Origin of the sequence: Paenibacillus faecalis (genome assembly GCF_900289175.1) — a bacterium.
GTDB classification, from domain to species: Bacteria; Bacillota; Bacilli; order Paenibacillales; family Paenibacillaceae; genus Paenibacillus_AQ; species Paenibacillus_AQ faecalis.
Genome location: NZ_LT985747.1, coordinates 2,472,502 through 2,491,403, shown reverse-complemented (window position 1 = coordinate 2,491,403; position 18,902 = coordinate 2,472,502). Strand labels below are relative to the sequence as shown.

At 42.7% G+C, this 18,902-nt stretch carries 19 protein-coding genes, 1 tRNA gene and 1 pseudogene; 17 read left to right on the top strand and 4 right to left on the bottom strand.

Annotated features, from left to right (window positions below; genetic code table 11):
- Positions 1-31 precede the first annotated feature (31 nt).
- The 6 genes from C8268_RS11880 to C8268_RS11855 all read left to right on the top strand — a co-directional run bounded on the left by C8268_RS11880 (position 32) and on the right by C8268_RS11855 (position 6,419).
- Positions 32-1,456 carry an ABC transporter substrate-binding protein gene (locus C8268_RS11880; RefSeq protein WP_106767853.1) on the top strand — a complete coding sequence of 475 codons (1,425 nt, stop codon included), beginning with the start codon at positions 32-34 and terminating at the stop codon, positions 1,454-1,456.
- Positions 1,457-1,579: 123 nt separating this feature from the next.
- Positions 1,580-2,488, top strand: coding sequence for a carbohydrate ABC transporter permease (locus C8268_RS11875; RefSeq protein WP_106767852.1), 909 nt, complete (start codon positions 1,580-1,582; stop codon positions 2,486-2,488).
- 18 nt (positions 2,489-2,506) lie between these two features.
- Positions 2,507-3,367 (top strand): carbohydrate ABC transporter permease, encoded by an 861-nt coding sequence (locus tag C8268_RS11870; protein WP_106767851.1) that lies wholly within the window; start codon positions 2,507-2,509, stop codon positions 3,365-3,367.
- Between the two features lie 159 nt (positions 3,368-3,526).
- Positions 3,527-4,492: a GNAT family N-acetyltransferase gene (locus C8268_RS11865; RefSeq protein WP_106767850.1), complete on the top strand. Its 966-nt coding sequence runs from the start codon at positions 3,527-3,529 to the stop codon at positions 4,490-4,492.
- 2 nt (positions 4,493-4,494) lie between these two features.
- Entirely contained in the window at positions 4,495-5,199 is a 705-nt protein-coding gene (locus C8268_RS11860; RefSeq protein WP_106767849.1) for a PIG-L deacetylase family protein, read from the top strand.
- 80 nt (positions 5,200-5,279) lie between these two features.
- The gene (locus C8268_RS11855) at positions 5,280-6,419 is read left to right on the top strand and encodes an exo-beta-N-acetylmuramidase NamZ family protein (protein WP_106767848.1); all 1,140 of its coding nucleotides are present in this window, start codon (positions 5,280-5,282) and stop codon (positions 6,417-6,419) included.
- Between the two features lie 265 nt (positions 6,420-6,684).
- On the opposite strand, the gene C8268_RS11850 is transcribed toward C8268_RS11855, so the two are convergent.
- The 4 genes from C8268_RS11850 to C8268_RS11835 form a co-directional block, all read right to left on the bottom strand.
- The gene (locus tag C8268_RS11850) at positions 6,685-6,870 is read right to left on the bottom strand and encodes a hypothetical protein (protein WP_106767847.1); all 186 of its coding nucleotides are present in this window, start codon (positions 6,868-6,870) and stop codon (positions 6,685-6,687) included.
- A complete protein-coding gene (locus C8268_RS11845) occupies positions 6,851-8,011 on the bottom strand; it encodes a hypothetical protein (protein ID WP_106767846.1) in 1,161 nt (386 codons plus the stop codon). Before C8268_RS11845 ends, C8268_RS11850 begins: the two co-directional genes overlap by 20 nt.
- A 24-nt stretch (positions 8,012-8,035) precedes the next feature.
- Entirely contained in the window at positions 8,036-9,229 is a 1,194-nt protein-coding gene (locus C8268_RS11840) for an MBOAT family O-acyltransferase (protein WP_106767845.1), read from the bottom strand.
- Positions 9,230-9,491: 262 nt separating this feature from the next.
- Positions 9,492-9,887 (bottom strand): DUF2871 domain-containing protein, encoded by a 396-nt coding sequence (locus C8268_RS11835; RefSeq protein WP_106767844.1) that lies wholly within the window; start codon positions 9,885-9,887, stop codon positions 9,492-9,494.
- Between the two features lie 236 nt (positions 9,888-10,123).
- Between C8268_RS11835 and C8268_RS11830 the strand changes: the two genes are divergently transcribed.
- From C8268_RS11830 to C8268_RS11785, 11 genes and pseudogenes are all read left to right on the top strand, one after another.
- Positions 10,124-10,774 carry an NAD(P)H-dependent oxidoreductase gene (locus C8268_RS11830; protein WP_106767843.1) on the top strand — a complete coding sequence of 217 codons (651 nt, stop codon included), beginning with the start codon at positions 10,124-10,126 and terminating at the stop codon, positions 10,772-10,774.
- A 61-nt stretch (positions 10,775-10,835) separates the two neighbouring features.
- Entirely contained in the window at positions 10,836-11,258 is a 423-nt protein-coding gene (locus C8268_RS11825) for a MerR family transcriptional regulator (RefSeq protein WP_106767842.1), read from the top strand.
- Positions 11,255-11,488, top strand: coding sequence for a glutaredoxin (locus C8268_RS11820; protein WP_106767841.1), 234 nt, complete (start codon positions 11,255-11,257; stop codon positions 11,486-11,488). The genes C8268_RS11825 and C8268_RS11820 overlap by 4 nt, the downstream gene beginning before the upstream one ends.
- Positions 11,489-11,682: 194 nt before the next feature.
- The gene (tnpA, locus tag C8268_RS11815) at positions 11,683-12,081 is read left to right on the top strand and encodes an IS200/IS605 family transposase (protein WP_106767840.1); all 399 of its coding nucleotides are present in this window, start codon (positions 11,683-11,685) and stop codon (positions 12,079-12,081) included.
- Between the two features lie 11 nt (positions 12,082-12,092).
- Entirely contained in the window at positions 12,093-13,322 is a 1,230-nt protein-coding gene (gene tnpB, locus C8268_RS11810) for an IS200/IS605 family element RNA-guided endonuclease TnpB (RefSeq protein WP_234032771.1), read from the top strand.
- A gap of 348 nt (positions 13,323-13,670) precedes the next feature.
- The gene (locus C8268_RS11805; RefSeq protein WP_234032769.1) at positions 13,671-14,657 is read left to right on the top strand and encodes an alpha/beta fold hydrolase; all 987 of its coding nucleotides are present in this window, start codon (positions 13,671-13,673) and stop codon (positions 14,655-14,657) included.
- A gap of 11 nt (positions 14,658-14,668) precedes the next feature.
- Positions 14,669-15,406, top strand: coding sequence for a MerR family transcriptional regulator (locus tag C8268_RS11800; RefSeq protein ID WP_106767839.1), 738 nt, complete (start codon positions 14,669-14,671; stop codon positions 15,404-15,406).
- 119 nt (positions 15,407-15,525) lie between these two features.
- A tRNA-Ser gene (locus C8268_RS22715) sits at positions 15,526-15,597 on the top strand.
- A gap of 778 nt (positions 15,598-16,375) precedes the next feature.
- A protein-coding gene (locus C8268_RS11795) for an IS3 family transposase (protein ID WP_106767838.1) occupies positions 16,376-17,730 on the top strand; the annotation gives its coding sequence in 2 pieces (ribosomal slippage) (positions 16,376-16,829 and positions 16,829-17,730; 1,356 coding nt in all).
- Between the two features lie 276 nt (positions 17,731-18,006).
- Positions 18,007-18,447: pseudogene (locus tag C8268_RS23155) on the top strand (orotate phosphoribosyltransferase).
- A 57-nt stretch (positions 18,448-18,504) separates the two neighbouring features.
- The gene (locus tag C8268_RS11785) at positions 18,505-18,762 is read left to right on the top strand and encodes a hypothetical protein (protein WP_106767837.1); all 258 of its coding nucleotides are present in this window, start codon (positions 18,505-18,507) and stop codon (positions 18,760-18,762) included.
- Positions 18,763-18,902: the final 140 nt, after the last annotated feature.

Sequence of the window (18,902 nt, the reverse complement as noted above, 5' to 3'; positions counted from 1 at the left end):
AAGGTATATTCTTAGGGGAGGTTTGTGAGTAATGAAAAAGAAAATGCGTTTATTAGCACCCATTCTTGCTATAACGTTGGCATTATCCGCTTGTGGTGGTGGAGGCGATGGTAAAGATGCTCAAGGCTCTGGAACAACAGGTGAAGGCGCTGAAGCGAAAGATACAATCACTGCTCTTCTCCCACCGGTATCTCCTAATTTTCAGGATAGCTTTGCTCAATTGGAAAAAGACTTTAATGCCCTGTATCCAAACCTGACACTGAAAATCGAGCCTGCCAGCTGGGAAGATATGACGCAAAAGCTGGATACTCAGGTGAACGCGGGCAGCCCTCCGGATATTGCATTTATCGGCTCCGGCGGTCTTTCCAAATACGCTGAACAAGGCATGCTGATGGACATCACGGATGTAGCAACAACAGAAATGGTAGAGGATTTCGATGAGGCTCCACTGGAATACATGAAGCTTGACGACAAGCTTTACGGGTTCCCTGGATATATGGAAGTTCATGCCATAGGCGGCAACAAGGAGTTCTTGGAGGAAGCCGGGATTGATTATAAGAAAGTCCAGAAAGAGGGATGGACTTATGAAGAGTTCCGTGAACAGATCAAGAAAGGCGTTGTAAAAGAAGGCGATGAAACCAGTCGTTATGGGTTCGTGTTTGCAACTGCCGGTGTTGCTTCCAAAGACTATTTGAACATTCTGATCAAAAATGCGGGCATGCCGCACGCCTTTGATGAAAACATGAAGTATGCTTATACGCACAAAAACTTCCTGGAAGTGCTCAAAGCCATTCGTGAAATGATCGATGATGGTTCCATGCCGAAAGAGCTTAGCTCGATCGATGCGGGTAAACGTTGGAATATGTTCTTGACGGGTCAAACGATGATTACCGGTAAGGGACTTGCCACGTTTGAGAACTCGGCTAAGCTGAATAACGAGAAAATCAAGGCGAATGACGGAAGTGCAGTGCAAGGCAGTATTCCTGTAGAATATATCGTTCTCCCGGTTCCTACCTTCTTGGGTGAAAAGCAACAGGCAAGCGTTGCCGTTGACGGTTATGTCGCTTTCCGCGGCAAGAAAGAGCCAACACCTGAGCATAAAGAGAATGTTGTAAAGGCAGCTTATTTCTTGGCTTCGGGTAAAGTTGCAGCAACGACGAACAACGATCTGTTTGCAGCGCACATTACTGAGAGTGGAAGAGAAGCGGCCAAGGATATGCCGATCGATAGAAACCCGGATAACGTAGCAGCCGTAGAAACATTGCTCTCACAAGCTACACCTGCGCGTCCTGATATACCGACCGATTTGGCGGCAAAAGCCATTAAACTGGAAGATGAAGTGATTATTCCAAAACTGCAGGCATTGCTTGCTGGAGAAACCACACCTGAGGAAATGTACGAAGCTGTCAAATCAGCAGCGGTTCAAGCTTTTGGTGAAGATGGAATTGTAAAATAATAATAGACAAAACCGGATAGCCGCTTGCGTAAAAGCAGCGGCTGTCCGGTATAAATCTTAGAAACGTTGACGGGTAAAGCCGTTATGCTTGTTTGAACCGTGGAGGGAAAGGAGCTTTGCATAATGTCTACGACTCAAATCGCCAAACCCATGAAAAGACGCAGAATTAAAGGCGACAGTGGATATGGTTACGCTTTTATCGCGGTTGCACTTGTCGTGTTTGCGATGTTTACCGCATATCCCGTCGTCAGTGCGTTCATCATCAGTTTTCAGAAATATAAACCACTAGGTTCCGAATTTATCGGATTCGAGAACTATATAGCTACTTTTAATGACAGTCTATTTTGGAAGTCCATTTATAACACGGTTCTATATACGGTGCTCACGGTGCCTGTAGGTCTCATTATATCCTTTACCGTAGCTATTTTGATCCTTCCGTTAAGAAAGAAAACGCAAAACATATTCAAGGCTGTTTATTATCTCCCGGCGGTAGCATCCGGTGTCGCTCTTTCCGTTGTTTGGCTATGGATTTTTGATCCGATGCCATCGGGTATATTGAACAAACTGCTTGGATTATTCGGGGTTGAAAACAACAACTGGCTGGGCTCCAGCTCCACTGCCATGTTCTCCCTCGTGTTGATGTCATGGCTATCCAGCCATGGTACGAGTATTATCATTTACTTAGCAGCTTTACTTGGTATAGATGAAAGCTTTTATGAAGCAGCGGAACTGGACGGTGCTTCTTTCATGCAAAAGCTGTGGTACATCGTCATTCCGTGCCTGAAACCTACCACGCTATTTTTGCTCGTAACAGGCGTCATCGGCTCTTTCCAGGTATTCCAGAATGCGTACTTGATGACAGGCGGCGGTCCGGATAATGCAACAACGATGGTCGGTTTGCTCATCTTTAATAACGCTTTTAAATACTTTGAATTCGGTAAGGCAGCAGCGCAATCTCTCGTTCTTGCCTTCATCATTGCATCGATTTCATTCATTCAATTTAAATTCCTGGGCAAAGAAGTGGAATATTAAGGAGAGGAGCGAGCCGATATGGCGTTATATAACACTCATGCAGGCAGACCTGTGCGAAGGAAAGCCCGCAATGCGGTGATCATGGTACTTCTGATCGTGTTTGCGTTAGCAACGTTGTTTCCTATTTATTTCATGTTCATTTCTTCCTTTGGCGATCCGGTAGAGGCGGGGGCAATGAACTACTCTCTCTTTCCTACCAAAATATCATTGGAATCCTACAAGTTCTTTTTCGATTATAGTGAACACTCAGCTCGCTGGTTGCTTAACTCGTTGATTGTTGCTGTCTCAGTTACCGTCTCCAACGTGTTTTTTGCCAGCCTTGCAGGCTATGCATTTTCAAAAATCCGGTTTAGAGGCAGATCAGTTTTATTCGCCATCTTGCTGGTTTCCATGATGATTCCTTATCAAGTAACTCAAGTACCTCTTTACATCTTGATTGTGAACGTTTTCCAGATTCAGAATACGTATACCGCGATGATTGTTCCTGGGCTTGTAACCGTATTCAACATATTTTTAGCGAAGCAATTTATGAGCAGCATCCCTTCAGAAGTTTTGGAATGTGCCAAGATTGAAGGATGCAACCAATTTCAAATTTATTTCAAAATTATTATACCATTATCCAAAACGGTGCTTGCCGTCATGGCCATTCTCACTTTTATGGATAGCTGGAACACATTCTTTTGGCCGTTCCTTGTAACAAACACGATGGATATGCAGACCATTCAGGTAGGACTTAAAAACTTTAGATTCGCCAATACAACGTATTTTGCGCCAATGATGGCAGGTGCTACAATTTCGGCACTTCCGATGTTTATTCTTTTCTTCAGCTTGCAAAAGTACTTCCTTGAGGGTGTAACGGTAGGTGCGGTGAAAGGCTAATCGAAAAATAGTGAATCGAGATAATATGGTACAACAAAAATGAATATTGAGGGCCATTGTTTAAAAGGGCAGAGCTTAACGTCAATTCTTTCGTGGCTCATAATGATATAGATTGACCTTGCGGAAGGAATCTGCCAGATAAAGAGGTGTGGGCACAGCATGATAAAATCCTGGAATGATGAATTTACACAAGCTGTGATTGCTTTGTGGAATGTAGAAGCGGTGAAAGACGGATATAAGGAGATGACGGAACAAAGCTTTAAGCATATTTTTCTGTCCAGTCCATATTTTGATGCCGAAAATACGTTTGTGTGGCTGGATCGGAATCAGGTAAAGGGCTTTGCCTGCGGATGCACCGGAGACGATCTGCCGCTTGGCGATGTCGCCGGTTATATTACCTGTATCGTGCTGTCGGATGACGTTCGGACAGACGATGTTTACAAGCAAATGCTGAATGCTGTGGAAGGTCGGTTTAAACAGCTGGGTAAAAAGCAGGCGGAAATACTGTTTTTCAACCCGATGATGCTGCCGTGGTATATACCGGGTACAGCAAAGAACGAGCATAACAACGCTCCGGGTGTTCCGGTCGATAGCTCGCTGCATGTATTTCTTTTATCTCAAGGGTATATCGAGCGAGCCAGAGAATGTGCCATGTATTTGGACCTGGACGAGTTCATCTTTCCGGAGCATAGCAAATCCAAGGAAGAAAAGGCGGCTGAGTCTGGCTATCGTGTCGAACGTTTTGACCCGGATCAACATTATGGTGTAGCAGAAATGCTGCAAGGATTTGATAATCCTTTATGGCAAAAGGAGATTGCACAGTCGACAGCGAATGGCGTACCGGTGGTAGTTGCTGCGCATCACGGCAAGGTTGTTGGTTTTGCAGGGCCGGTCATCAGGCAGGATAACGGTCGCGGCTACTTTTCAGGTATCGGCGTTCATCCAGATCATGAAGGATATGGACTGGGCAGCATTCTATTTTATAAACTTTGCGAAGCGTTCAAAAACATCGGTACCGAGTACATGTCTCTTTATACAGGCAGTACAAATCCGGCGATACGGATATATGAAAAAGCAGGCTTTCAAACCGTAAAACAATTTTCAGTCATGCGAAGGGAGTTTTAACGATGGGTGAAGAAAAAATAACAGTGCTCGCGATTGGTGGACATGTCGGTGATGCAGAACTTACAGCGGGCGGTGTTTTGGCACATCATTCCCTTAAAGGAGATCATATCGTAACACTTGCATTGACGGCCGGAGAGCGCGGCGTTCCTGCAGGTCAGGATATGGCCGAATACCGGGAGCAGAAAGTTCGGGAAGCGCACGCTTTTGCAGACATGCTGGGCGGAGAAGCGATCGTATTTGATACCCCGGATGGGGAGCTCAAAGACGATGATGAGAATCGATGGGCCGTATGTGATGTCATTCGCCGCGTACGTCCGAGCGTCATTATTACCCACTGGAAAAACAGCATGCATAAGGATCATATGACGACACATCGCATTGTCAATGACGCCCGTTTCTATGCCGGACTTCCTTCGTTTGAGCGTGAGCTTCCCGCATTTTTTGCATCGAGATTGTACTATGCGGAAAACTGGGAGGATGCGGTTGACTACAAGCCGTATGTGTATGTAGATTTTTCTAAGGAAGCTTTTGATTTATGGGTGAAGGCCGTGTCACAGCATTGGTTCGTGACGGGAAGCAAGTCGTTTCCATATTTGGAGTACTATAAGCATTTGGCACGGGTTCGCGGGATTGAAGCGAGAAAAGAATATGCTGAAACCTTCATGATACCGGAAGAAAACAAGCGTATATTGAAAAATGAACTTTAAAAGATAGCTCCAAAATGACTGTGACAATGAATTTGTTATGGTCATTTTTTGCAAATTAAACATGAACGGGGGAAGCGGTGTTGATCCGAAACGGGATAGATCGTATTCATGAGGAAGCACATCTGTTTCAAGGAAAAAGACTGGGGTTGATTACAGCACCTACCGGCTTAAACCAACAATTTGTTTCTACCATTCAAATCATGCATGAACATTTTCACCTGACAGCGATGTTCTCTCCCGAGCATGGTGTTCGCGGGGATCAGCCTGCAGGGGCGATGGTGGAAACCTATATCGATCCGATGACAGGTGTCCCGGTACACAGCTTGTATCGAAAAGATTCCAAGCGGCTGACGAAAGAGATGCTGGATGAGGTAGATATGGTCGTTTACGATATCCAGGACGTTGGCACACGGTACTATACGTTTATTTATACGATGCTGTATGCGATGGAGGATTGTGCAAAAGCCGGAAAGGAGTTTGTTGTACTGGACCGGCTTAATCCGCTGGATGGCTTGAGTGTAGAAGGCAATATTTTGAAAGACGGATATCAATCGTTTATTGGAGGCTATCCGCTCACCGTTCGTTATGGTTTGACGGCTGGTGAGATTGCGAGGATGGCGAATGAGCAGATGAACTGGAACGGAAAACTGCACGTGGTGCAATGCGATGGATGGGAACGGAGTATGCTATTCCCGGATACCGGTCGGCCGTGGATTATGCCTTCCATGGGGATTCCGCGTTTTGACTCGGCACTCCTTTATCCGGGAACCTGTTTATTCGAAGGTACGAATTTGTCGGAAGGAAGAGGAACGACCGCTCCATTTGAAATGATCGGTGCTCCGTTCATTCATGCAGAGAAGCTGGCGGATGAGATGAACAGCAAGAAGCTTCCGGGTGTGATGTTTCGTCCGGCTTATTTCCAGCCTACATTTTCTAAATTTCAAGGTGAGCTATGTCACGGCGTACAGCTTCATATTACTGATTATCGCAGTTTTAAGCCGCTGGAAACCGGTGTCCAACTCATGTATACAATCAAGCACAATTACGAACAATTTTCATTCCTGCCGCCACTCAAGGAGGGTTCAAGACCATTTATTGATCTGCTTGGCGGAGATAACGTATATCGCAATGATAATGTCGATGTTCCGGCACTTCTCGAGAAATTCCGTGAAGAAAGCTTTGAATTTGCACAGATGAAGACAGAGTACCATCTGTATTGAAGGAGTTAGATACGAACTTTAAGGCTCGTGTCTTGGCCAACGATCAAATAACTTCTGCAAGCGCTCTGGCCTACATCATCACAGGACATGAACGGCATCATGTAAACATTATTAAGGAGCGCTACTTGGAGCAGTAGGCCAAGTCGTATGACGTTAGGCGTATACAAAGACAGTAGAAGATCAGGAGCTAAGCTAGAGCAGACATGATGAAACCAAAAAAGGGCCTTCCTTAAGATTCACATCCACATGAAGGCCCCTTTTACTGCTAAAAATTCATATAAATAAACTCTGCGGTTTCACCTGAGAAAAATAAAATGCCTAATACTACAGCCATAATGATCAAAGCACCGGTAACCGTCACTGCACTGAGAAGCATTGCACGGGCAATACGCTTGCCCAGCGTAATGATCTGAGGTTGCTCCTGTTCTTTACTAAGCTTCTGTAATTCCAAGTGTTTTCAGCCTTTCGTATAGAATTTCGCCGAACATTTTACTTCCTTTATCTATCAAGTGTGAAGGGTCATGATAGTATTTGTGTGGAATAAGACTGGACTCTTCTCTATTAAATTCGATGAACGGATAGCCGCGGGACTCTATTAAATCCTGATAGGCGCCCATAACCGTATTATAGTCATTCCAATTCAGCATGTCGTGTTCCGTAATGAATTCTTTATCCAGCGGGGCTGTGAAAAAGATTGCTTTTTTCTTATGTTGATCCAACAGGTCCAATGTTTTTTCCATCATGAACAGTCCGAAACTGTTGTCTTTGTCAAAAGGCTGCTCCCACTTGTAAAGGGCAGTAAAGTGTTTCACGATCGCCTCTTGTTGATGTTCTTTAAGTTTATCATAGGGACTGAACAAGGGAGTGTAGGTCAGTTCAATCCCTTGTTTCTTGTCTCGTATTTTTTGAATTTCCCGGCGTATTTTCTCAGTAGATGATCGGGTCTTCAAGAAGTGGTAGCTGATCACATCCCGATCATGATATAGCGTCCATTCATTTAAAAGGTCAGTTGTGATCAAGTCGTGAACCGCGCTTGGCACTGAGTTTTTATTTTTTCTGGAAAATCCATCGACCCAATCTTTTGGTATGTTTTGATCCAGTTTGCTCAAGATTGTAGGATAGACCGTAACGTCTGGATTGTTATCGGTGATGGGCAGTATGCCATAATTGATTTCATACACAACAACATCTACTTCATCTATCATGGACGAGATCATAGCGTACGTTTCTACCAGTCGTCCACCAGACAATCCGAGATTCAATACACGCTTGTCATGAAGATGCTGCTGTAAAATGCCAGAGGGTGTATTCCACCCATCCTTTACGGTTGTTCCAAAAACGGTGGAAGATCCGAACATGCCGATGGTTGGCTTGTCGCTCTTAGGCTGTTCTTTCAAATATTCCACCCACAATGGTGTATATACTATGGCATCAAAAGCAGGTACCCGCAGGTTTTCTTCTGCATGGGATACAACATCTTCTTGCACTTTATCAACGATTCTTTCAGCCCACACTGTAATGCCGATCAATCCTGCTATTGCTAATAGAACCATGTATATAATCAGCTTCTTTAAAGGAAGCTTTTTTAACATCGCTTATTCCTCACTCTCTGTGCCTTAAGTTAGCCCAAACAGTCTTAACACCAATTTCCAGCCATCTGCAACCGGGAGAATAAAAAATGCCCGGCTAAGCGTTACTCCGAAAAACGTAATTCCAATGGCCAGCAGCGTAGTACCCGGTTTTAACCAGCGGGGTACAGGTTTGAGTTTCGTCTTGATTTGTTTTACATAGAATCGATGAACACACAACATCAGGCCGTGAAATAAGCCCCACACGACAAAATTCCACGCAGCCCCGTGCCACAACCCGGAAACTGCCATCGTACACATCAGGTTTACATATATTCGGTATGTTGGTACACGGCTACCGCCCAATGGAAAATAAACATATCGGGTTAACCAGTAGCCAAGCGAAATATGCCAGCGGTTCCAGAACTCTGCGATGCTGCGTGCCAGATATGGAAACCGGAAGTTTTCAGGCAAGACGATACCGAACAGACGTGCAGTACCTATGGCGATGTCTGAATAGCCTGAGAAATCAAAGTAAATTACAAAAGTATAGGCGATTAACGCGATCCATAGCGTCTCTGTATCTGAGCTTGCAATCCCTGCTTGAGAGTAGACAGGCTCAGCCAATAGATCAATTGTCCCAGCAAGCACCATTTTTTTAAAAAGCCCGATTCCAATTCGTGTAACCCCAATTAGAGCATGGTCAAGTTGAAAACGTGCTGTTAACTGAGGGTAAAATACCTGAAATTGCTTGATCGGTCCCGCCACCATCGTTGGAAAGAAGAAGAGAAACGACAGGAAACTCGCTGGTTTGTGCTCAGGCAGGCTCCCACGTTTTCTTTCAACAATATAGTGAATTAACTCAAAGGTGAAATAGGATATACCGAGCGGTAGAACAATTTGCTCTGCTGTAGGCAAAAAGGGCTGATGTAAAAATCCTAACAGATCATTGAGCGTTGTGATGAACATATTGCTGTATTTAAAGTATCCGAGAACGAGAACGACCCCGATGACAGCTGCTGGATACATCCAGTGTTTCTTTTTTTTAATAGATATATGGATCAGTACGAAAGCCGCAATCGCTTCGAGCAGCAGTAAAAACACATAAGAACCGGCATAGTAAGAGTAGAACGTGATCCCGGACGCAACAAGCACCAAGGGCCTGAAACGATGGGGGATGATGTAGTATGTGACAACAGCCACAAAAACAAAGAGCCAGTAAAGCCAGTCTGTATATATCATAAGATTTGAAAACCACCATTCGAACCTAGAGCTCTATTATTTTGCGAAAAATTAATAATATCATGAAATAAGACAATAAAATATAAGGAAGGTCATGGTAATGCACCCAGATTTGAACGCTGGATTTGAATGTACCCTGCCTGGATGATACCAATCTCATACATTGCGGTTGAAGGTTAGTAACAAGAAAAAACGCAGCATCTTCCTTTAGAGGATGATGAGCGTTTTTCACAGAGAGGGTAGAATCGCATTCATCAGCGTTTTATTTTATTCGTTTGCCAAGAAGTATAAGCAACCAGATGAATCCAATACCCAGAATCGCGTGACCTAGCCCGGCAATATGCGGTAGGAAGCTGATGTCCTGCCCATTGATTTGCAGCATCCCTCGGGTAGTCATGGCTCCGATGGTTATAATGATTCCGATGTTATATACAATATACCAGGCGCTGAACGATTTCGTTTCATGAACCTGAAACAGCTTGCCAAGGATCAATACGATAAGAAAGAAAAAGAATCCCAACATGAATATATGGGTATGAAGTGCAACCAGAACGGTTGAGCCTGTAAAATCACTATACTTTGTGATCTCACGATAGAAAATGCCTGCAATCAGACCAAGGACTGCGTAAATAAAGGCTGTGTAGTAAAGCTTTTTCATCATCATGCTCCTTTAATCAATGATCATATGTATATTGAAAGTGTACCATGGTAATTAAGGAGCAATGATGAACGATGTGAACGAAATGTTACAATGAGAGGATATAACTGGTAACCAGAAAAGTGGTTGATCAGGGTTTATGATAAATGGATGTTTTGTTTTGATCGCCGGTTTGATAGACTTGTTCGATAAAATTTAAACCAAAGTATAACGTTTTATACAGAAAGGAGAACAAAATGAAACCATTCATTGTCTTAGCACACCATGAGCCGCAATCGTTTTGCGGTGCGCTTAAGGATGCGGCCATTGATTCATTTAGAAGCCAGGGTTACGAGGCGGAGGTATCCGACCTTTACCAAATGGGGTTTAAGCCTGTTGCTGACTGGAACGATTTTAGTTCCCCACGTAATCCCGATTATTTAAAATATGGTGCTGAACAACGGCACGCTTATGAAAATGGCAGCTTGGCACCGGATATCGTATTGGAGCAGAAAAAGCTGTCTGAGTCGGACCTCGTTCTATTTATTTTTCCAATGTGGTGGCATTCTGTCCCGGCTATTATGAAGGGGTGGTTCGACCGCGTGCTTACGCCGGGCTTTGCATACGGAAGAAATCAAACCTTTGCGAACGGACCGCTGAAAGGGAAGCGGGCCATGCTTGTGCTCACTACTGGAGCGGAAAAAGAGCGATATGAGATCGAAGAAGATCTAGGCATATTGGAGCACCATTTACATGCCATCGAGCATGGAACGCTGCGTTATTGCGGGATGGATATTTTGCCTTATTATGCAGCTTGGCAGCCTGCACATGTTTCGCCAGAGCAGCGTGAGCAGTATTTAAAAACGTTTCGGGAGCGTTTATTGGCTGTGATCAAGAAATATGGATGAAAATTAATCATTGACCCCGGACTAAGGTATAGTGTTTATAATACCTTCGAGGAGGGGAATTATGGATGGTTTAACGATAAGCCAAGTGGCAATCAGGTCCAACGTTCATATTGAAACCATAAGATATTATGAAAGACGGGGACTCATATCGAAGCCTCCCCGAAGCGAATCCGGTTACCGGATGTTTTCGCATGAAGCCGTTGAAGACATTCAATTTATTAAGCGTGCACAGGAAATCGGATTTACCCTTGAAGAGATTAGGGAGCTGTTAACCATTTACAGGAATGAGGATTACTTTCCAACACACAAGATGCTTCAATTGGCTCTTGCAAAAGTTGAAGAAGTCGGAAAGAAGATCAGCCAGCTGGAGCAGTTTAAAGCTGTTTTGGAGTCCGTAACAATACGTCCGACATTCATGCTTCCATCTTCAAAGTCGCAATGCCCAATCATGAAAAGATGCTTGGAAGGGGATGTTGAAGCATGAGTGCAAAAATTGAGGTGTTTACGGATGGTAGTCCATATAGTGAATCTGTTGTAGAACAGGTAAATGAGCTATCTTGTTCCAAATGTGAGATTACTGTATACCACTTAAATGAACCAGATGCTTCTGGCAATTGTAAGGATAAGGTCAGAACGTATGCAATAACTTCGATTCCAGCCGTTGTGTTAAATGGAAAGCTGGTTGAAATCGAGAAATTGAAGAAAGTAAAATGAGCCTAAATGGTCATGGTCAGTTGAGATTGAATATTTATCGTTTTCCGACAGAAGACTCCCACTTCAAGGAATATGTAGAGCGTATCCCAATGAATAAGAGGGAGATGAATGTCAGTTAAGCGTAAGCCTAAAAGTTGTCCCTTTTTTACGCTATGATATAATCAGTCTTATACAAAAAAAGGCTGATTATATCCATGAAATTACATAGTAATAACCATTCAGTGTTCTTGATGTACTACCACCTTGTATTCGTTGTTAAATACCGTAGAAAAGTCTTTGACGACGAAATGTCTGACTATGCAAAAGATATGTTTATAAAATTAGGCAAGAAATACAACATATCATTAGTTCAATGGAATCATGATTTTGACCATATTCACATTCTATTCAAAGCACATCCAAACACTGAATTATCAAAATTCATTAATGCTTACAAGAGTGCAAGTTCACGAATGATTAAAAAAGACTTTCCACAAGCAAGAAAAAAATTATGGAAAGAAATGTTTTGGTCAAGAAGTTTTTGTCTACTAACTACGGGTGGTTCTCCCATCAACATAGTTAAAAAGTATATCGAAAATCAAGGACTAAAGTGAGGTGAAAAGCAATGTTGGTCAACAAAGCATACAAATTCCGTATCTACCCAAACAAAGAACAAGAAATCTTAATCGCAAAGACTATTGGCTGTTCTCGTTTCGTATTTAATCACTTTTTAGCACGTTGGAACGATACATATAAGGAAACAGGCAAAGGATTAACTTACAATTCATGTTCTGCCGAATTAACGCAGTTAAAAAAAGAATTAGCATGGTTGAAAGAAGTCGATAGCATTGCTATCCAATCCTCACTTAAAAACCTTGCCGATTCGTATTCACGATTTTTCAAGAAACAGAATAAAGCACCACGATTCAAGTCTAAAAAGAATAAAGTACAAACCTACACAACAAAGCACACGAACGGCAATATGACGATTGTAGGAAACAAAATCAAGTTACCTAAACTTGGATTAGTCAAGTTTGCAAAAAGTCGTGAGGTTGAAGGTCGTATTCTTAACGCTACAATCAGACGAAATCCAAGTGGTAAATACTTTGTATCGATTCTTGCTGAAACAGAAGTGCAACCATTCGAAAAAACAGGTTCTTCTGTCGGTATTGACGTTGGTCTTAAAGATATTGCGATTCTTTCGACAGGGCAAATATTTGGCAACCCTAAATGGTTTCGCACATTAGAAGAAAAACGAGTAAAAGAACAACGTATTCTGTCTAGACGACAGGAATTAGCATTAAAACGAAAATGTAAACTAGATGAAGCAAAGAACTATCAAAAGCAAAAACGTAAAGTAGCGCGTATTCACGAAAAAATAGCTAATGCAAGAACAGACTATTTGCAAAAAATCACTACAGAAATCATCAAAAACCACGATGTAATCGGTATCGAAGATTTGCAAGTGTCAAAAATGCTAAAAAACCACAAGTTAGCAAAAGCAATCAGTGAAGCATCATGGTCGCAATTTAGAACCATACTTGAGTACAAAGCAAAATGGTATGGCAAACAAGTAGTTGCTGTATCCAAAACATTTGCTTCCAGTCAACTTTGCTCGTGCTGTGGCTACCAAAATAAAGACGTTAAAAATCTCAACCTTCGTGAGTGGGATTGCCCTTCTTGTGGCACGCATCACGATAGAGATATTAACGCAGGACAAAATCTTAAAAACGAAGCTATAAGGCTTCTAACCGTAGGAACTACGGGGATAGCCCAATCAATAACTGGCGGTTACGCTGGTGTTCTTAGGAATCTTCCACTTCAAACAGCTCGTAAGAGCGTTAAGTGGGGGTAGTTCAAGAGAAACATATTTCATTCACCGGGACTGCCTGAAAAGCAGCCTTCGCTTCTTACGTTTATTGTTGAAACTCATACTATAAATCGTTAAAAACACCCGATAAGTGGTGTGTAACTGGAATGGAACGATTCGATGGGGGCATTATCAGCGGGCGTACCTTGGCGGGACATGCTCATGGTAATGCCTCTTCTTTTTACCGCTTAATCCTTAAATTCGCCTTCAACACATATGTTTTAATTCCCGCAGACAGGAGCGGGGCGTTTTGTATTCACTTCAACAATCCCCCTTGCGTATTACGTTACGTAATAAGTTAGACTGAGCTTACATCTAGTTGGGGAGGACGATATGATGAAGAGGATGCTGAAAAAGAAAAGATGGTGGTTGTTGATTTTTATCGTACTTGTTGGGGCAGCAGGTTTTGCATTATTTTATGATGATGGGTCCGTCTCTTCTTTCGTGGATCAGGAGGGGAAAGCGGAATTTATCGAAGTATATAACGAAGCGATGTCACATTTGCCTGAGCCTGTGGAAGAGAGACAGATTTCCACAACATTCGGGGAAGTCAAGGTTTACAAATTTGAGGGAGAGTCGGCGACAGATCTTGAACCACTGTTGCTTCTTCCAGGAAAATCGGCTTCTACGCCAATGTGGGAATCGAATCTGGATAGTTTGATTAAAGATCGTCCCGTGTACACCATCGATCTGCTTGGAGAACCCGGAATGAGTGTGGAGACGGCAAGAGTTGAAAATTCGCAGGATCAGGCCGCTTGGCTAAAGGAATTGATCATCGCATTGGACGAACCCCAAATTCATGTGTTAGGGTTGTCTTTCGGAGGATGGAGTGCCGTGAATCTGGTGGTTCAGGAGGAGGTCCCGCAGATTGCATCGCTCATTCTGGTGGATCCGGTTTATGTTTTTGACGCCATTCCGTTAAAGATGGTCTTGCTCTCCATTCCTGCTTCAGTCCCGATCATTCCCAAATCTATAAGAGATCGAATGTTGAGTTATATCTCAGGTGGGGCAGAAGTTGACGAGAATGAGCCCACAGCTAAATTGATTGAAACAGGCATGAGAACGTTTAAAAGTAAACTTCCGATGCCTCAGAAAATCAAGGAGGACCAGTTGGAAGCAATCAATATTCCCGTACTTGCCATTATAGCGGGAAAATCGACGATGCATCATCCTAAAAAGGCTACTGCCATTGCAGAGAAATCGTTGTCGCATGAAAACAGTAAAGTAGTAGTTTTTGAAGAAGCTTCCCATGCGATTAACGGAGAATACCCGGAGGAACTCGCGGACGCGGTCCGACAATTCATTACACCCAAGGAATAGGAGCTTACGCCATGAAAACTTATTCCGTTAAAGAACTGGCCGAATTAAGTGGGGTTTCTAGAAGAACTCTTCAATATTATGATAATGAAGGGATTCTGACAGCTGACAAAAATACGAAAGGACATCGAATGTATCATGAGCATCATCTGAGAAGGCTTATGCAAATCAACTTCTATAAGAGCGTGGGATTCTCTCTGGAACAAATTCGCAATAAGATTAAGCAAGCGTCGAACGATATCGGAGAGATGCTGAACACACAAAGTACTCTTCTCAAACGGCAGCTTGAAGGGATCAAAGCGAAAATACACGGTATAGAGGTATCCAATAAGTTGAGGTTGGCGGGCTTCGAAATTCCTTGGGAGCTTCTGGCTTATCTGATGAACGAGCTAGAGACCGATCATATTGACCACTGGAGCAGCTATGATTTCCCGGAAGAAGACTTTAAGATTTTTCAGGGGTTATTCAGAACGATTGACGAAATGCTTGATTTCTATAATGAATTTAGACGAATCGTGTTATACGCTGCGGCCTATCATGCTTCGCAAGTACCCGTGCATTCAGAGTTGGCCAAGGAACTTGGGCAGGAGTGGCATGCGATGGTAAGCCGGGTTACGTCGAAAGATCCTCGGGTGATGGAAGCCTTTTTAAGAGTGGACAACAATCGCAATAAATGGAGCAAAGGGGAGAGGAACTTGATTGACGAAGGGGAGCCTTATTTGGCCAAGATCGTCGATATGTACTCGCCGTGAACAGCAAAATTGAATCCCTCCTTTAATTCTTGATTGGAGATCGTGATGTGAATGTGGGGCTCACAAATCAATCTATCAGATGGGCAAGACAAGCTTAAACCATTGTAAAGCATAGTGATGGAAACCGGTAATAGTGGGAGAGCGCATCGCTGGCAGCGATGAGGTCAGGGGTTCGATCCCCCTAGGCTCCATACGAAGAAAAACCTTGAGAAATCAAGGTTTTTTTGTTACGACTTTAGTCAGTTGAGTACGCGATAGCGTGCGAAACATAAAACCACCCGCTATGAACTGCACCTCCAATGTTAGACACCATCTAACATTGGAGGTGCAGTTCAGGACGGGTGGTTATGATTTTATCGTTACAAGTTCTTGTCCCAAGCAAAGGTCAAGAACTTGTACCGATTGCCGAAAAGGACAAGAACATGAGCCGATTACCGATTAGATAAGTATTTAACTACTTATCACTGCTCAAATTTATTAAGCTAACGGGCAGGATAGTTTAACTCTTCGGTGAATTATCGGAGTGGATATTCGTTTTGTATGATTATTTCTTAATGATCCAACCTCTTCATCATAGGTATCAGTCTTCTAGTGAGATAATTAGTTATATTTAATTTTGTCACTATCACCGGTTTGTTCTGAGAAACGGCATGACTACCAGGTACTAGGAAAGGGAGGCCCGTTGGCTTTGGGATCCGGACTGACTTCCAGGCGCTTCTTCCAAAAGCCTGCCAACGGAAACCTCATCAGGGATGATTAGAGAGAATAAGAACTTCGAATGATCATCTGCTGTCTACCAAAAAGAATTAATCAAATTTTCTCTTCACAACTACGATACCGAATGCAATCCAAAAATCTATATGTTAAAAAATTGTCGGGTGACAAAAACATAGTAACATTAGAAGCCGCTGATATGAACTGCACCCCAATTGTTAGACACACTCTAACAGTTGGGGGTGCAGTTTTTTTATGACTAAATTTACGAAAGATAGTAAATTGGCGATAATTCAAGGGTATGACCCTGATCTTATATCGCAGACGGAATACGCAAATCAAATGGGCGTTACTAAGTCCCAATTCCAATATTGGTTGAAGCTCTATGAGATGCATGGTCAGTCAGCCTTTATTAACGGCTATACAAATTATCCGGCAAGCTTTAAACTGGACGTACTCAATCATATGGCTCAATCAGACGCTTCTCTCATGGATACCGCTGCTCTGTTCAACCTTCCGGACTTCTCCATGTTGTATTCCTGGCAGAAAAAGATGGAGACAGGCGGTCTAGAAGCCCTTGAGCCAAAAAAGAAGGGGCGTCCATCCATGAAGAAAGATTCCAATTCGTCTATCAAACGATCCGTAGTTGAAGGGTCTGACGAAGCACTTAAAGAACGTATCAAGCAGCTTGAAATGGAAAATGAGTATCTAAAAAAGTTGAATGCCTTAGTTCGAAACAAGGAAAAATCACCAAACAAGACAAAGCACAAGTCGTCTGGGAACTGAGGCATAAATATCCGGTGATGGCACTCGTACAGCTGGCTGGTATCCCGCGCAGCACCTATTACTACCTTATAGCACGTATAAATCAACCAGATTTGAATACCGATTTGGAAGCTGAAATTCAGTCAATTTACGCGGAACATGAGGGGCGTTACGGATATCGCCGTATTCGTGATGAACTGGTAACCCGTGGATGGAAAGTAAACCATAAGAAGGTTCAGCGGCTCATGAAAAAGCTAGGCATTAAATGCCTAGTCCGCATGAAAAAGTATAAGTCGTATAAAGGGACAGTGGGCAAGATTGCACCGAATCATCTGGACCGCCAGTTCACGGCGGAGGCGCCAAATGAGAAATGGGTGACGGACATCACGGAGTTTAAGTTGTTTGGAGAAAAGCTGTATCTATCGCCCATTTTGGACTTATTCAACGGGGAGATTATCACCTATACCATTGGTTCACGACCAACATATTCTCTGGTATCTGAAATGCTGGATGCAGGACTGAAGCGTCTGCCGGAAGAGCACCATCTTCTTCTTCATTCAGATCAAGGATGGCATTACCAAATGAAGCCGTATCGCCATGCGCTTAAGTCGAGAGGCATTCTCCAAAGCATGTCACGAAAAGGGAATTGTTACGATAATGCCGTCATAGAGAATTTCTTCGGTATTCTCAAGTCGGAGTTTCTGTACTGTAAAGAGTTTGAAAATGTCGAACATTTCAAGAAAGAACTGAAAAAATATATTGAATACTACAATACTAAACGGTTGAAGGCAAAATTCAAAATGAGTCCGGTACAGTACCGAACTCATTTTGAAAAAGCTGCCTGATGAAATAACCGTGTCTAACTTTTGGGGGTCACTTCAATAATGCGGCTTTTTATATTTATGTTACCAAGTTCTTGTCAAAATACAATGACAAGAACTTGGTAACATTCCCGACAGATGACAAGAACATTGAATTGTTATATTTCCGATATGATTTCATCGACGGCGGCAAATAAAGATGATTAGACGCGCTTTTATTAAACTAACGGGCAGGATAATTGATTTTCAATTATAAATCGATATGGTAAAATTAAGGAATTGTTTAAGGTTGGTGAAGCAGTGGACAGAGAGATGTTGGCAAAGAAGATTTATGAAACAGCACACTTGACAGGTAATTTTAAATTAAGATCTGGGAAAGAATAAAACGATTATTTTGATAAATCTTTGTTTGAGTCCAATCCTGTCTTACTTCACGAGATAGCCGAGTATCTGTCAAAACTAATTCCTGCAGATACCGAGGTTCTGGCGGGACTCGAAATTGGGTGGTATTCCAGTCGCAACGGCACTATCATTGAAGATGTCGTCACAACAGGAGGACAAATATTACTGAGTGCGACAGATTTACGCAATGCTGGAGCAAATGTTGTGAGTGTTCTTTGTGTAATTGAGGGAGAAGCACAGGGAGGAGACAATATTGAAAATGAGGGTCTTAATTTCTTCTCTTTGTTCAAGATGGAGGAACTCCTAGAAACTCCTTGTAATATAGAATTTTATATATGAGAGCTGCCGAACAAGTAAAGGTAGCTCTTGTTCTTTGAGCAAATGGGGGAACGTTAGTTGAAAACATCATGGAGCAGTTTTACCGGTTGGCAGATGCTCCATTTTTCATTCAGCTATTGGGCAGGATTTATTAATGAGATATGGGAGGTACATGTCAACATTACCTTTGGTGTAAAAGAAGAAGGCAAGGAATACATATGGAGACCTAGAACATATAAGGCAACTAAGGCAAAATATGTGGGACAGGCAAAGTTTGTTTCAAGATACAAAAAAATACAATATGAGCACTCGTATAAAAATAAGGAAAATTTTTGATGATTATAAAGTTGTTACGGCTCAAGAAAATGTTGTAAGAATTGCCACACAAGAAGATCTTGACAAATATCCACCTAATGAAAGTGATTTACCTTTATCATTGGTTGAAGGGGATATAGGGGTGTACGGATAGTCAATCA